The 13,428-nt window shown below is 69.5% G+C and carries 12 protein-coding genes and 1 pseudogene; 9 read left to right on the forward strand and 4 right to left on the reverse strand.

What is annotated here, in order from left to right; all coding sequences use genetic code 11:
* Positions 1-4 precede the first annotated feature (4 nt).
* Together AC2YHJ_RS15875 and AC2YHJ_RS15880 are read left to right on the forward strand one after the other, a co-directional pair.
* Positions 5-880: a carbohydrate ABC transporter permease gene (locus tag AC2YHJ_RS15875; protein ID WP_487397048.1), complete on the forward strand. Its 876-nt coding sequence runs from the start codon at positions 5-7 to the stop codon at positions 878-880.
* Positions 877-1,695: a carbohydrate ABC transporter permease gene (locus AC2YHJ_RS15880; RefSeq protein ID WP_487397049.1), complete on the forward strand. Its 819-nt coding sequence runs from the start codon at positions 877-879 to the stop codon at positions 1,693-1,695. The genes AC2YHJ_RS15875 and AC2YHJ_RS15880 overlap by 4 nt, the downstream gene beginning before the upstream one ends.
* Positions 1,696-1,736: 41 nt before the next feature.
* Here AC2YHJ_RS15880 and AC2YHJ_RS15885 read toward each other — a convergent pair whose 3' ends face one another.
* Positions 1,737-2,423, reverse strand: coding sequence for a GntR family transcriptional regulator (locus tag AC2YHJ_RS15885; RefSeq protein ID WP_487397050.1), 687 nt, complete (start codon positions 2,421-2,423; stop codon positions 1,737-1,739).
* Positions 2,424-2,511: 88 nt separating this feature from the next.
* On the opposite strand from AC2YHJ_RS15885, the gene AC2YHJ_RS15890 reads away from it, so the two are divergent.
* The 5 genes from AC2YHJ_RS15890 to AC2YHJ_RS15910 all read left to right on the forward strand — a co-directional run bounded on the left by AC2YHJ_RS15890 (position 2,512) and on the right by AC2YHJ_RS15910 (position 8,167).
* The gene (locus AC2YHJ_RS15890) at positions 2,512-4,239 is read left to right on the forward strand and encodes an acetolactate synthase catalytic subunit (RefSeq protein WP_487397051.1); all 1,728 of its coding nucleotides are present in this window, start codon (positions 2,512-2,514) and stop codon (positions 4,237-4,239) included.
* 2 nt (positions 4,240-4,241) lie between these two features.
* Positions 4,242-5,273: a zinc-dependent alcohol dehydrogenase gene (locus tag AC2YHJ_RS15895; RefSeq protein ID WP_487397052.1), complete on the forward strand. Its 1,032-nt coding sequence runs from the start codon at positions 4,242-4,244 to the stop codon at positions 5,271-5,273.
* A gap of 51 nt (positions 5,274-5,324) precedes the next feature.
* The gene (locus tag AC2YHJ_RS15900; RefSeq protein WP_487397053.1) at positions 5,325-6,083 is read left to right on the forward strand and encodes an SDR family NAD(P)-dependent oxidoreductase; all 759 of its coding nucleotides are present in this window, start codon (positions 5,325-5,327) and stop codon (positions 6,081-6,083) included.
* Positions 6,084-6,125: 42 nt separating this feature from the next.
* Positions 6,126-7,112: a tripartite tricarboxylate transporter substrate binding protein gene (locus AC2YHJ_RS15905; protein WP_487397054.1), complete on the forward strand. Its 987-nt coding sequence runs from the start codon at positions 6,126-6,128 to the stop codon at positions 7,110-7,112.
* A gap of 98 nt (positions 7,113-7,210) precedes the next feature.
* Positions 7,211-8,167 carry a Bug family tripartite tricarboxylate transporter substrate binding protein gene (locus AC2YHJ_RS15910; RefSeq protein WP_487397055.1) on the forward strand — a complete coding sequence of 319 codons (957 nt, stop codon included), beginning with the start codon at positions 7,211-7,213 and terminating at the stop codon, positions 8,165-8,167.
* A gap of 58 nt (positions 8,168-8,225) precedes the next feature.
* On the opposite strand, the gene AC2YHJ_RS15915 is transcribed toward AC2YHJ_RS15910, so the two are convergent.
* From AC2YHJ_RS15915 to AC2YHJ_RS15925, 3 genes and pseudogenes are all read right to left on the reverse strand, one after another.
* Positions 8,226-8,477: a substrate-binding domain-containing protein gene (locus AC2YHJ_RS15915; protein WP_487397056.1), complete on the reverse strand. Its 252-nt coding sequence runs from the start codon at positions 8,475-8,477 to the stop codon at positions 8,226-8,228.
* Positions 8,422-9,030, reverse strand: a pseudogene (locus AC2YHJ_RS15920) (LacI family DNA-binding transcriptional regulator); the annotation flags it as partial. The pseudogene AC2YHJ_RS15920 and the gene AC2YHJ_RS15915, both read right to left, overlap by 56 nt.
* Positions 9,031-9,223: 193 nt before the next feature.
* Positions 9,224-10,435 carry a CaiB/BaiF CoA transferase family protein gene (locus AC2YHJ_RS15925; RefSeq protein ID WP_487397057.1) on the reverse strand — a complete coding sequence of 404 codons (1,212 nt, stop codon included), beginning with the start codon at positions 10,433-10,435 and terminating at the stop codon, positions 9,224-9,226.
* 122 nt (positions 10,436-10,557) lie between these two features.
* Here AC2YHJ_RS15925 and AC2YHJ_RS15930 point away from each other — a divergent pair, with 122 nt between their 5' ends.
* Together AC2YHJ_RS15930 and AC2YHJ_RS15935 are read left to right on the forward strand one after the other, a co-directional pair.
* Positions 10,558-11,547, forward strand: coding sequence for a Bug family tripartite tricarboxylate transporter substrate binding protein (locus tag AC2YHJ_RS15930; protein WP_487397058.1), 990 nt, complete (start codon positions 10,558-10,560; stop codon positions 11,545-11,547).
* Between the two features lie 383 nt (positions 11,548-11,930).
* Positions 11,931-13,428: DUF3300 domain-containing protein (locus AC2YHJ_RS15935; RefSeq protein WP_487397059.1), on the forward strand; the 1,498-nt coding region annotated here is incomplete at its 3' end.

A 13,428-nucleotide genomic window follows, 5' to 3' on the forward strand; every position in this document is an offset into this window, starting at 1 on the left:
GCGCGTGCGGGGCAGGACCACGCTGCATGCCTGGCTGATGCTGAGCCCGGCGATGGTCCTGCTCGTCGCCTTCACGCACTACCCCGCGGTGGCGACCTTCTGGCATTCGCTGTTCTCGACGCCGCGCGGGTCCCGGCCCGCGCGCTTCGTGGGCATCGACAACTACCAGGCGCTGACGGAGGACCCGGTCTTCTGGCAGGCGCTGACGAACAACCTGATCTACGCCGCCGCGACCATCCCGCTCTCGATCGCGCTGGCCTTGGCCATGGCGCTATGGGTCAACGGCAAGATCGCCGGACGCACCGCGCTGCGCATGGCCTATTTCACGCCGACCATCCTGCCGATGATCGCGGTCGCAAACCTGTGGCTATTCTTCTTCACGCCCGACTACGGGATGATCGATCGCATCACCTCCGCGCTGCTGGGTTGGGGGCCGACCAATTGGATCGGATCGCGGGAGACCGCGCTTGGCGCCATGATCGTCGTCGCGGTCTGGAAGGAGGCCGGGTTCTTCATGATCTTCTACCTGGCCGCACTGCAGGCCATCCCGCCTTCGCTGCATGAGGCCGCGGCGGTCGAAGGCGCGTCGCGCGCGCGCATCCTGTTCCGCGTCACGCTGCCGCTGCTCGGGCCGACCACACTGTTCATCCTGGTGAACGCGGTGATCAATGGCTTCCGCCTGGTGGACCACATCATCGTCATGACCCGCGGCGGGCCCGACAACGCGACGCAGCTGCTGCTGACCTATATCTACGAGGTAGGCTTCCGCTTCTGGGACACCGCCAGCGCCTCAGCCCTGACCATGGTGCTGCTCGGCATCCTGGCGCTGCTGGCGGCAGTGCAGTTCCTCGTCCTCGAGAAGCGGACGCATTACCGATGAGCCCCGGCTTCGCCCCCGGACGCTGGCTTGAGACGGCGGCTGCCTGGCTGCTTGGCCTGATATGGATCGCGCCGCTGCTCTATGCCGTCTGGGCCGCGATCCATCCCACCGGCTATGCGACGCGCTTCGACCTCCTGGCGCCGCTGACGCTCGAGAACTTCGCCGCCGCCTGGGACGCGGCGCCCTTCGCGCGCTACTTCCTCAACACCTTTCTGCTGGTGACGATGATCCTCGCCGCGCAGTTCGTGCTCTGCACGCTGGCGGCCTTTGCCTTCGCGCGCGGGGAGTTCCCGGGGGCGTCGATCCTCTTCGCGCTCGTGCTGGTGCAGCTGATGATCATGCCCGACGTGCTGATCGTCGAGAACTACCGCACCATGCGCCACCTGGGGCTGGTGGACACCATCCTGGCGATCGGCCTGCCCTACATGGCCTCGGCCTTCGGTATCTTCCTGCTACGCCAGACTTTTCGGCAGGTGCCGAAGGAACTTGAGGAGGCGGCGCGCGTCGAAGGCTGCGGCACCCTCGCGATCCTATTGCGCGTCTACGTGCCGCTGGCGCGGCCGACCTACCTCGCCTACGGGCTCACCTCGGTCTCCTACCACTGGAACAACTTCCTCTGGCCGCTCGTCATCACCAACCGGGTGGAGACGCGGCCGCTGACGGTCGGACTGTCCGTCTTCGCCTCGACCGACCAGGGGATCGACTGGGCCATCATCTCGGCGGCGACGCTGATGACCTCGGCGCCGCTATTGCTCGGCTTCCTGCTGTTCCAGCGCCAGTTCGTGCAGTCCTTCATGCGCGCCGGGATCCGATAGGGCTGGCGCCAAAGGCATCGCAGCGGAGCCTTTGGGTCGGTTCATGAGGCCAGTGGGACACGCTCCAGCAGCGTCGCCACGATCTGCGCATACTCCCGCAGGTCGCGTTCCACCGCGGCGCGCGCGGCGCCCGCGTCGCGCGCATCGAGCGCGCGGAGCAGGTCCTCGTGCGGATGGCCCTGCGGCCAGAGCGGGCGCGGCACGGTGAGCAGCAGGTTCATCGTCGGCCCGGACTGCGTCCACAGGTTCTCGACGACGCGCTGCAGCACGGGCATCTGCGCCGCCGCGATCACGCCGAAATGGAAGCGCTCGTTCTCTGCCAGGACGACCGGAGCGTCGTCGGCGATGCGCCCTTCCATCAGCCGCGCATGGATCGCGCGCAGCGTGGCGATCTGGCCCGGCGTGGCGAGCAGCGCGGCGCGCGCTGCCGCACGCCCTTCCAGCTCCGCGCGGAGTTCCATGATCTCCGCATAGCGGTCCCGGGACAGGCGCGGCACCCAGGCGACGCCGCGCGCGTCGATCTCGAGCGCGCCTTCCGAGACCAGGCGCAGCAGCGCCTCCCGCACTGGCGTCGGGCTGACCCCGAGTTCGGCGGCGAGTTGGCGGTGCACGAGCTTCTGGCCCGGCGCAAGCCGGCCGCCGACCAAGGCGCTGCGAAGCCGCGCATAGACCTTCTCGGCGAGCGTCTCGTCGCGGTCCACCGGTGCGAAGGTCGTGTCGGATGCCATCTCCCACCTTGTCCGGGCGACGGAGTTGACCTGTCAAGAGATATGTTGTTTGCTATAGCAAATAGCGAGACGAAAACGGAGACGCCCCATGCCCGACGCCGGCCACACCACCACGGCCAATGCGACCGTTGCCCTGCGCCTGGCGGAAGCCTTCGCGCGCCATGGCGTGACCACCACCTTCGGGCAGAGCCTTCCCTCTGCCTTCCACCTCGCTGCGCCGCATGCCGGCATCAGCCAGACCGTCTACCGCCAGGAGAACATGGGCGGCACGATGGCCGACGGCTACGCGCGCATCTCCCACAAGGTGGGCGTGGTGACGGCGCAGAACGGCCCTGCCGCGACGCTGCTCGTGGCGCCGCTCGCCGAGGCGCTGAAGGCGAGCATCCCCGTCATCGCGCTGGTGCAGGAAGTCACGCGCGACACGGTGGACAAGAACGCCTTCCAGGAACTCGACCACATCAAGCTGTTCGAGGGCGTCGCGAAGTTCGTCCGCCGCATCGACCGCGCCGATCGGCTTGAGGATTATGTGGACATGGCCTTCACGGCCGCGACCTCCGGCCGGCCGGGCCCGGCGGTGCTGCTGCTGCCCGCCGACCTGCTGCTGGAGAAGGCCGCTGCCGCCTCGCAGCGCCGTGCCGCGCTCGGGACCTTCCCCCTCGACCGCACCCTGGCCGACCCGGCCCGCATCGCGGAAGCGGCGGCGCTGCTCGCCAAGGCTGAACGCCCGCTGATCATCGCGGGTGGTGGCGTGCACATCTCCGATGCCGCGCAGGAACTGGCGGCGTTGCAGCAGGATGCCCATCTGCCTGTCGCCACGACCTTCATGGGCAAGGGCAGCGTGGACGAGACGCACCCGCTCTCGATCGGCGTGGTGGGCAATACCCTTGGCCGCGGCGCCCGCGCGCATGAGCTGAAGGGGATGGTGACGGAAGCCGACGTCGTGCTGCTGGTCGGCAACCGTACGAACCAGAACGGCACGGATTCCTGGACGCTCTATCCGCGCGACGCCCGCTTTATCCATATCGACCCCGATCCCTCCGAGATCGGCCGCAACTATGAGGCGCTGCGCCTGACCGGCGATGCGAAGCTGACGCTCGCCGCGCTGCGCGAGGCGATGCTGCGGCAGGATCTCGCGCCCCGCGCCGCCGCGCGCCCGGCGGTGGAAGCACGGATCGCGACGGCGATCGACGGTTGGCGCAAGCTGGTCGCCGGCGTCACGACGCGGGACGGCGGCCCGGTGCGGCCGGAACGCGTCGCGGCCGAGATCGACAAGCGCCTGCCCGCCGACGGCATCATGGTCGCGGACGCGTCCTACTCGTCCAACTGGATCAATATCTACATGACGGCGAAGCGCGCGGGTCAGCGCTTCCTGAGCCCCCGCGGTCTCGCGGGGCTCGGCTGGGGCGTGCCGCTGGCGATCGGCGCGCAGGTCGCCGAACCGGACAAGCGCGTCGTCTGCCTCTGCGGCGATGGCGGCTTCGGCCACTCCTGGGCAGAACTTGAGACGCTGCGGCGCCTGCAGGTACCGGTGACGGTGGTGGTGCTGAACAACGGCATCCTCGGCTTCCAGAAGCATGCCGAGGACGCGAAGTATGGCGACCACACCGTCGCCTGCGACTTTGCCGACGTTGACCACGCTGCGATCGCACGGGCCTGCGGTATCGCCGGCGTACGGGTGGAGCGGGGCGAGGATGTCGGCCCGGCGCTGGACGCGGCCTTCGCCTCCGGCAAGCCGGCGCTGATCGAGGTCCTCACCGACCCGAACGGCCGGCCGCCGCTCACCATGTATGGCAGCTTCTACCAGGACCCGTTCTGATCATGCTGGCGCTGCGCAAGACGCAGGCGGACTTCGGCATCGAGGCGTTGGAGGTGCCCGACCCCGGCGCCCCCGCGCCGGGCGAAGTCCAGGTCCGCGTCGAGGCCGTGGGCATCTGCGGCAGCGACGTCCATGCCTATGAGTGGACCGACGGCTACCAGCACATGGTCCCCTACATGCCCCTGACCATGGGGCACGAATTCGCCGGACGCGTCGCCGCGGCCGGCGCTGGTGTCGCGGTGGCGGTCGGCACACGCGTCGCCGTGCATCCGCGCGTGCAGCGGGGCGACGGGCAGGCCGCCTGGCCGGGTGATCCGCGCCTGCGCGGCGCGCGGTTCGGCCTCGGCCTGACCGCCGATGGCGCCTTCGCCCCGCTCGTCAACGTGCCCGCCGGCAACGCCCTGCCGTTGCCCGATGCCGTTGATGCCGAACTCGGCGCGTTGGTCGAACCGCTCTCCGTCGCGGCCGAGGCGGTATTGGTCGGCGAGGTTGGCATCGGCGACACGGTGCTCGTGCTCGGCCCGGGGACGATCGGGCAGGGTCTCGCGCTGATGGCGCGCGCCGCTGGTGCTGGCCGCGTGATCGTGGCCGGCCGCGCGGACCAGCCGCGCTACGCCGTGCTGCAGCAACTCGGCTTCCGCGACATCGTCGATGTCGCGGAAGCGCCGCTGGCCGAACAGGTGCTGCGCGTCACCGGCGGCCGCCCGGTGGACGTGGTGCTGGAGGCAACCGGTCATCCGCCCTCGATCACCGACGCCCTGCCCGTGCTGAAGCGGGAGGGCGTGCTCGTCGTCGCGGGCATTCACGCCGCGCCGCTCTCCCTGCCGCTGACGGTCTTCGTGCGCAACCGGCACCAGCTTCGTGCCTCGCATGGTTCCGAGCATCGCACCTGGGAGCGTGTGATCGCGCTGCTGGCGCGCGATCCCGAGGCCTACCGGCCGATGATCACGCACCGCATGGCTCTGGCGCGCGGGCTGGAGGGCTTCGAGCTCTCCCGCCAGCGCGCGGCAAGCAAGGTGATCCTGATCCCCTGAGCGGCGGCGGAAGCCGCCCGATCCGATGACTGTCGTTTCGAGGACATAGCCATGAGCAATGCCGAACGTGTCGCTCTCGTCACCGGCGCCGCGCGTGGGCTTGGCGCCGCCATCGCGCGGCGCCTGGCCGAAGCGGGCCATCCCGTCGTGCTGGCCGATGTGCTGGACAGCGTCGATGCCACCGCGGCCGCGATCGCCGAGGCAGGGCACCAGGCCCGCGCCATCCGCCTCGATGTCGCGGACGAGGCGGCCATCACGGCGCTGCCCGACCTGCTTGGCGATTGGTGGAAGCGGCTCGGCGTGCTGGTCAACAACGCCGGCATCTCGCCCAAGGTGGACGGCCGAAAGCGCATGGTGGAGGACATCCCCACCGAGGAATGGCGGCGCGTGATGGACGTGAACCTCACTGGGCCGTTCATGCTGTCCCGCCAGGCGATCCCCCTGCTGAAGGCGCGCGGCTGGGGGCGCATCGTGATGATGACGAGCCAGGCCTCGCGCGTGCCGAGCACCATCACCGGCGCCTACTACGGTGCATCCAAGACGGGCCTGATGGGGTTCGCGCGCAACCTCGCCGCCGAACTCGGACCCTTCGGCATCACGGTGAACAGCGTCGCGCCGGGCCGGATCAAGAGCGACATGGTCGCGGGCGCAGCACCCGGCATGAACGAGGCCTTTCTCGCACGCATTCCCGCCGGCCGCCTTGGCGAGCCGGAGGAGGTCGCCGAACTGGTGCATTTCCTCGCTTCGGACGCCGCGGCCTACCTGAACGGAACGACGATCGACATCGGTGGCGGCAGCTACATGCCCTGAACCGCGATCGCTTACCGCTGGATCATTACGGAGGAAACGACAATGACCAAGACGCAACACGGAATGCCCGCGCCCGGTCGCCGGGCTCTCCTCGGCCTCGCCGGCACGGCGTTCGCGGCACCCGCCCTGGCGCAGGACCGCTATCCGTCCCGGCCGATCCGCCTGGTCGTGCCCTGGACCGCCGGCTCGTCCTCCGACGTGCAGATCCGCTCCCTCACCGATGTTGCGCAGCAAAGCCTCGGGCAGCCGATCGTCATCGACAACCGTCCCGGTGCGGGCGGCACGCTGCATGCGCAGGCGCTCGCGGCGGCGCGCCCGGACGGCTACCTGCTGGGGCAGATGCACCTGTCCATCGTGCGGCGGCCCTTCATCGTGCGCCAGCCGCAATGGGACGCTGTGCGGGACTACAGCCACATCATCCGGCTCTGCGGCTGGCTCTACGGCGTCGCCGTGCGCGCCGACAGCCCGTACCGGAACTGGGCGGACTACGTGACGGCGGCGCGCGCCAACCCGGGAAAGGTGTCCTTCGCCACCAGCGGCGCCGCGACGACGAATCACCTCGCCATGGAGGACCTCGCCGTGCGCGAGCGCATGGAGCTGCTGCACGTGCCCTACCGCGCTTCCGCCGAGGGCGTGACGGGCGTGCTCTCCCGCCAGGTGGACAGCATCGCCGATGCGTCGAGCTGGAAGCCGATGGTCGATGACGGCCAGATGCGCGCGCTCTGCGTCTGGACCGCGGAACGCATCGCGAGCATGCCAAATGTGCCGACGCTGAAGGAGCTGGGCCACGACATGGTCGTGACCTCGCCCTACGGCATCTCCGGCCCCAAGGGGATGGATCCCGGCATCGTCCGCACGCTGCACGATGCCTTCAAGACAGCGCTCTTCAGCCAGGCGAACGCGGCGGTGCGCGGGCAGTTCGACATGCCGGAGCAGTACCTCGACAGTGAGCAGTACACGGACTTCATCGTGGCGCGCGCGCAATACGAGCGCGAGATCACGGCGCGGCTCGGCATCCGGCTGGATTGAAGGCAGCAGCCGGCCTCCGCGCAGCGGAGCCGGCGCTCCCATTTTCCGATGTGCGGCACCCCGCTCACGGACCGAAAGAAGATCTACGGGATGGAACCATGAACACGATGATCGCGCGTCGCCAAATTCCTCTGATTCTTGGCGGCCTGCTCCCGGCCGCCGCTCAGGCGCAGCAATGGCCGGAGCGCGAGATCCAGCTCGTGGTGAACTACGGCGCCGGCGGGAACACCGACGTGTCGGCGCGCGCCTTCGCGCGGGGTCTGGAACGACAGCTCGGCAAGCCGGTGGTCGTGGTGAACCGTCCCGGCGCGGAAGGCACCATCGGCCCCGCCTTCGTCGCGACGCAGCGGCCCGACGGCTACACGATCGGTGTCGTCACCTATTCCACCGTCGCGATCCAGCCGCATGTCCGGGACGTGCCGTACACGATCGGAAGCTTCGACTTCATCGCCGGCTACGGGCGGTTCCGCTACGGCGTCACGGTACGCGCGGACTCGCCGCACCGGACGCTGGATGACCTGGTGCGTGCGGCGCGCGCGGGCAACGGCCTGTTCGTAGGGGCACCCTCGGCGCCGAATAACCTGGCGATGTTCGAACTGGGCCGGATCACCGGGGCGAAGTTCGAACAGGTCCAGTACCGTTCAGGCGCGGAAACGGTGACCGCGCTGCTCGGCGGGCAGGTCGATGTCGTCGTGCAGAATCCGTCCGACGTGGTGGCGCAGATCCGTGCCGGCGCGTTGCGGCTGCTCGCCTCCGCCAGCCCGATGCGCTGGCAGGAGTTCCCGGACGTGCCGACGATGCGCGAGGCCGGTTACGACGTCGAGATCGACTCCTGGCTTGGCGTGGCGGTCCCCAAGGGCACGCCGCAGCCGGTCGTCGAAAGGTTGGAGCAGGCCGCGCTCGCGGCCCTGCGCGACCCGGGCGTGGCGGAGCAGATCGGCGCAACGGGCGTCGACCCGCAGGCGCTGCCGGGGCGGGAATATGCAGAGCTGCTTGCCCGCGGCGCCGAGGCGATGGGACCGATCCTGCGGCGGGCGGGAATGGCCAAGCCATAGACGAGTTGTGATGGCGGGATGGGCGGCGTCGCGTCCGGATCGGGCCCGGCCCGTATGGTCATGTCGTGTCGCGCAGGATGAGCTCGAAATTCGTCGTGCGAGGCGAGGCATCGGTCGGCTCACCCGCCAGCAGGCCAATCAATAACTCGCCTGCCACGCGGCCCATGGTATCGGCATTGACTCGCACTGACGTCAGCGCCGGCGAGATCTGCGCGGCGAGTTCCGAATCACCGAAGCCGACGATCGCCAGATCATCAGGGACGCGTATGCCAAGACGCTGGCATTCGAACGCGGCGCCGGTCGCCGGCAAGCATGCGATCGGTGTTGCGCGTATGGGCGCGCGTGGCGCGCACGTGCCCGACCCGCCGCCTGCCGAGACGGAACAGGAAGCGCGCCACCGCGGCACCGATGCGGAAGCTGGAATAGCCGACCAGCATGCCATCCGTCTTGAAATCCGGATCCGACAGGATGCACAGCGGAATGCCGGCCCCCGCCAACAACCGATCCGTCCGGGTCGCCAGCAGCATATTGCAGAAGATGAAGGCGGCCGGCTGCCATCCCGGCATGCCGCGCGCGAGCATCGCCTCCCGCTCGGGATCGTAGTGGCTTTCGCCAACGATGACGAGGTAGCCCGCCCGCTCCATCAGGTCGTTCAGGCCGCGATAGATGCCATGGCAAATCGCGGAGGACATATCGGGCAGCAGCAGCGCCACCATGCGGTTGTTCGCCGAAGGCAGGCTGGCCGCCGCGCGGTTCCGGACATAGTTCAGATCGGCGATCGCCCGGCGAACGGCGAGGCGGGTTTCCGCGCCGACGCCGGGCGCGTCGTTGACCACGCGTGAAACGGTCATCCAGCTCACGCCGGCCGCCTCGGCCGGACCTTCGAGGTCCTTCTAAGGCAGGCCAAGCACCGGTGGCTTCGGGCTTGGGATGGCGAGACACGGCCACCTGCGCCCCCTCAGGCGCTTCAACGAAAAGGCTCAGCCAGGCGGATGCCAGCTGCGAGGTCGCGCCGAAGGTGACGTGAATCGCCGGCGTGAGGGTCAGCTCACCCTGCTACTCCGCTGTCGCCGGTAGCCGCGTCACGCCGAGGGCGGCGAGTTGCGCGATCTCATCCTCCGTATATCCCGCCTCACGCAGCACTGCGGCACCGTCGGCGCCGAGGCGCGAGGCCGGGCGGCGTTCCCCGGTCGGGCTGCCGGACCAGCGTGGCCCGATGGCGGGACGGCGCAGGCGGCCTTCGGTGGGGTGGTCCTCCTCCTCGAAGAAACCGGTGGCGCGCAGGTGCGGATCGTCGAACAGCGAGGCGATGTCGTTCACCGGCATGGCCGGAATGTCGGCCTTGATGAAGAATTCCATCCATGCAGCCGTGTCCCGCTGCGCCATGATGCCGGAGATCATGTCGAGGATCTCGTCGATATGCGCGATGCGCGCGCCGTGGTCGGCGAAGCGCGGATCGGTGGAAACGAGGTCCGGCATGCCGAGCCCGGCGCAGAAGGCGCGCCAGTGCTTGTCGGTATAGACCATGGCGCAGATCCAGCCGTCCCGCGTGCGGTAGGGCCGCCGGCCGGGCGAAAGCATGCGCGCGTAGCCGCCCTGGTCCAGCGGCGGATCATAGGACAAGCCACCGAGATGGTCGCCAAGGACGAAGGGCAGCATCGTCTCGAACATCGGCACGTCGACGCGCTGGCCTTGGCCGGTCCTCTCCCGGTGCAGCAGCGCGGCGGAGATCGCACCTGACGCCGCCAGGCCGACGATGCGGTCAACCAGGCCGAGCGGTACGTAGCCCGGCGTCCCGCCATGGATGCGCGCGTTCAGCGCGGCGACGCCGGTCGCCCCCTGCATCAGGTCGTCATAGGCCGGCAGCGTCGCATAGGGTCCGTCCTGTCCGAAACCGTAGACGCCGGCATAGACGATGCGCGGATTGACGCGCGCGACCGCATCGTAGCCGAGGCCGAGCTTCTCCATCGAATGAGGGCGCAGATTGTACACCAGCACATCCGAGCGCGCGGCGAGGCGCAGCGCGGCCGCGAGACCCTCCGGCTTCTTCAGGTCGAGCACCAGGCTCTGCTTGCCGCGGTTGGTGTTGAGGAAGATCGGCCCCATCCCGGCATTCCGCGCCGGGCCGATGTGGCGGACGATGTCGCCTTCGGGCGGCTCGACCTTCACCACCTCGGCGCCCATGTCCGCGAGGGTCTGCGTCGCATAGGGGCCCATCAGCGTGGAGGTGAGGTCGACAACGCGGATCCCGGCAAGCGGACCAGCCATGTGCAGTGCACTCCGACCCGGCATCGTCGCGGGCAATCTGTTCACGAGAGTGGACAAAAGGAACACGCATGCGAAAGTTTCGTCAAACAAGGCTGGCGCATGACCGGCGCGGAGGAAACGAGATGAACGGCATGCGGTTCGACCGGCGTGCGCTCTTCGGCATGACGGCAGGCATGGTGGCGGCCCCGGCGCTTGCTCAGCCCGCCTGGCCACGGCAGCCCGTGCGCATCATTGTGCCGGCCGCGGGCGGCGGATCCTCCGACCCCATCGCGCGCTTCGCCGCGCAGGAATTCCAGAAGCGCTTCGGCCAGCCCTTCGTGATCGAGAACCGCCCCGGTGCCTCCGGCAATGTCGGCATGATGGCCGCGGCGCGCGCGCCGAACGACGGACACACACTGCTGTTCAGCTGGGCCGGGCCGCTCGCCACCAACATGGCGCTGTACCGCAACCTGACCTTCCATTCACAACGCGACTTCGAACCGATCGCGCGCTTCGGTTCCATTCCGAATGCGCTGGTGGTGGGCAAGAACTCACCCGCGACGACGCTGGCGCAATTCGTCGCAATGGCGCGAGCCAATCCGGGCACGGTGAGCTACGGCTCGACCGGCAGCGGCAGCTCGATGCACCTGGCTGGGGCGATGCTGGCGGCGGCGACCGACACTCAACTGACGCATGTACCCTATACGTCGCCGGCCGCGGCGACGACCGATGCCATCGCGGGGCGGCTGAGCGCGATGTTCCTCGGCGCCCCCGGCACGGTGCCGCTGAGTCGCGCGGGGGAGATCCGCGTGCTCGCCGTACTGGCCGAGAAGCGCGCCGCCGTGCTGCCCGACGTGCCGACCGCCGCGGAGCAAGGCTATCCGAGCGTGGTGATGGGCACCTGGTTCGCCTGGCTCGCGCCAAAGGGGACGCCGGCCGCAGTCGTCGCCGCGCTGAACGAGGCGGTCAACGGGATCCTCGACAGCCCTGGCCGCGAGTGGCTGCTGCAACAGGGCCTCGACATCGCTGACGGCGCGGCCGGCGGCACGCCTGCGAGCCTCGAGCGGTTCCTCGCTGCCGAGATAGAACGCCACGCCGCGCTCGTCCGTTCCGCCAACATCACCGTGGACTGACCTTGGCCGCCATGATCGAGGTGCCGACGACGCAGCGCGTGCGGAAGTTGGCACCGATGGCTGAGGACGCGCCATCGATCCAATGCGGCAATCCTCCGCCTCCGGGCAGCAAGGCGAGGTCACGACGGTCGGCATGGTGACCTGCCGCGGCGCCACAGGATGGCGGTGGCGCCCGAACGGTTGGTCAGCCGCTTTCCTTGCGAGCCGCAATGGGACAGGCTGTGTACCGAATGCTCGGGCATTTGCGTCATCGCCTGGGACTCGACCGGGAGCTGGCGTCGGGATCGCCGTGAGTGTCTGACCGAGAGGGGATGGCGATGCATTTGCAGACAAGCCTCGCGCGGTGGGTGGAGAGGTCGGCTGCACCAGCCATGATCCCGGCCTTGGCAGGCACACGGGGCTTGCTGCTCGCGGGCGCCATCGCCGTCGTCACCATGGTTGGCCCGGCTGCGGACCCTGCGCTCGCACAGCCCGCACCCGCCGCCGCCACATCGCCCCAGGGCGCCGCCGAGGAGGATCGCCTGAGCCAGGCGCAGCTCGAGCAACTGCTTGCGCCGATCGCCCTGTATCCTGACGATCTGCTGATGCAGGTGTTGATCGCCTCGACCTATCCGCTCGAGGTGGTGCAGGCGAAGCGCTGGCTGGGACAGGGGCAGAACGCATCACTGCACGGCGATGCGCTGGTGCAGGCGCTGAACGGTCAGCCTTGGGATCCATCGGTGAAGTCACTGCTGCCCTTTCCCGACGTGCTGACGTTGATGAATGATCAGCTCGACTGGACGCAGCAGGTCGGCGACGCCGTGCTGGCGCAGCAGGACGACGTGCTGAACGCGGTGCAGGCGCTGCGCGGGCGCGCGCAGGCCAATGGCTCGCTGCAGACCGGCCCGCAGCAGACGGTGACCGTGACCCAAAACGTGACCACCGCGCCTCCCCAGGGCGGGGTGGTGCCGCCGCAGCCCCAGACCATCGCCATCGCGCCGACGGATCCGGGGCAGGTCTTTGTGCCCGCCTACAATCCCTCGGTCGTCTATGGCAGCTGGCCGTATCCCGAGAGCCCGCCCTACTACTACTCACCACCGATCGGCTGGGGCGTGGGTGATGCCATCCTGACCGGCATGGCCTTCGCCGGCAGCGCCGCGGTGGTCGGCTCGCTCTGGGGCTGGGCCCGGCCGGGCTGGGGCCGCGGCGATGTCGACATCGACATCAACCGCTTCAACAACATCAACGTGAACCGCGACAGGATCACGAACAACCGCTGGCAGCATGACGTGTCCCATCGTCACGGCGTGAACTACCGCAACGATCGCGTGCGAGACCGCGTGGGTGGCGGTCGCCCTGCCGGTGGCGGTGACCGCGTCGCGGCACGCGATCAGCTTCGCGGGCGTCTGCAGCAGGCTGGCCATGGGGGTGGGTCAGGCGACCACCCGAACCTCGCGGACCGCGTTCACGGCGGCGGCGCCCAGCGACCGGGGCTGGGCGGCGGTGGCAGGCCGGGCGGAGATCATCCAAACCTCGCGGATCGCCTCCATGGTGGCGGCGCCCAGCGACCGGGCCTGGGCGGCGGCGGGCGACCGGGCGGAGACCATCCGAACCTCGCGGGCCGTCTGCCGGGTGGGACGGGGGATCGGCCGGGCATCGGCGGTCACGGTGCCGGACAGGGCGGCGGTCATCGGCCGAACCTCGGCGGCCATCAGGGTCAGGGGGGCAAGGCCACGCGACGCTGCCGGCCAGGCGACCCGGCCAAGGCGGCGGCGCGCACCGCCCGACCGGGGCGCAGCACCCGGCGGTTCAGCACCGTCCCAGCGGACGGCCACACACGCGCCCTGCCGCCACGCGACAGGCGCCGCAGGGTCTGCACGGTGTCGGCCAGGGTGGCCGGGA

Source organism: Roseomonas sp. SRI_022 (assembly GCF_057586215.1).

Excerpts from the sequence above, each read along its gene's own strand:
- AC2YHJ_RS15880 (WP_487397049.1), top strand. The coding sequence starts at position 877 with ATGAGCCCCGGCTTCGCCCCCGGACGCTGGCTTGAGACGGCGGCTGCC.
- AC2YHJ_RS15885 (WP_487397050.1), bottom strand. The coding sequence starts at position 2,423 with ATGGCATCCGACACGACCTTCGCACCGGTGGACCGCGACGAGACGCTC.
- AC2YHJ_RS15890 (WP_487397051.1), top strand. The coding sequence starts at position 2,512 with ATGCCCGACGCCGGCCACACCACCACGGCCAATGCGACCGTTGCCCTG.
- AC2YHJ_RS15895 (WP_487397052.1), top strand. The coding sequence starts at position 4,242 with ATGCTGGCGCTGCGCAAGACGCAGGCGGACTTCGGCATCGAGGCGTTG.
- AC2YHJ_RS15900 (WP_487397053.1), top strand. The coding sequence starts at position 5,325 with ATGAGCAATGCCGAACGTGTCGCTCTCGTCACCGGCGCCGCGCGTGGG.
- AC2YHJ_RS15905 (WP_487397054.1), top strand. The coding sequence starts at position 6,126 with ATGACCAAGACGCAACACGGAATGCCCGCGCCCGGTCGCCGGGCTCTC.
- AC2YHJ_RS15910 (WP_487397055.1), top strand. The coding sequence starts at position 7,211 with ATGAACACGATGATCGCGCGTCGCCAAATTCCTCTGATTCTTGGCGGC.
- AC2YHJ_RS15925 (WP_487397057.1), bottom strand. The coding sequence starts at position 10,435 with ATGGCTGGTCCGCTTGCCGGGATCCGCGTTGTCGACCTCACCTCCACG.
- AC2YHJ_RS15930 (WP_487397058.1), top strand. The coding sequence starts at position 10,558 with ATGAACGGCATGCGGTTCGACCGGCGTGCGCTCTTCGGCATGACGGCA.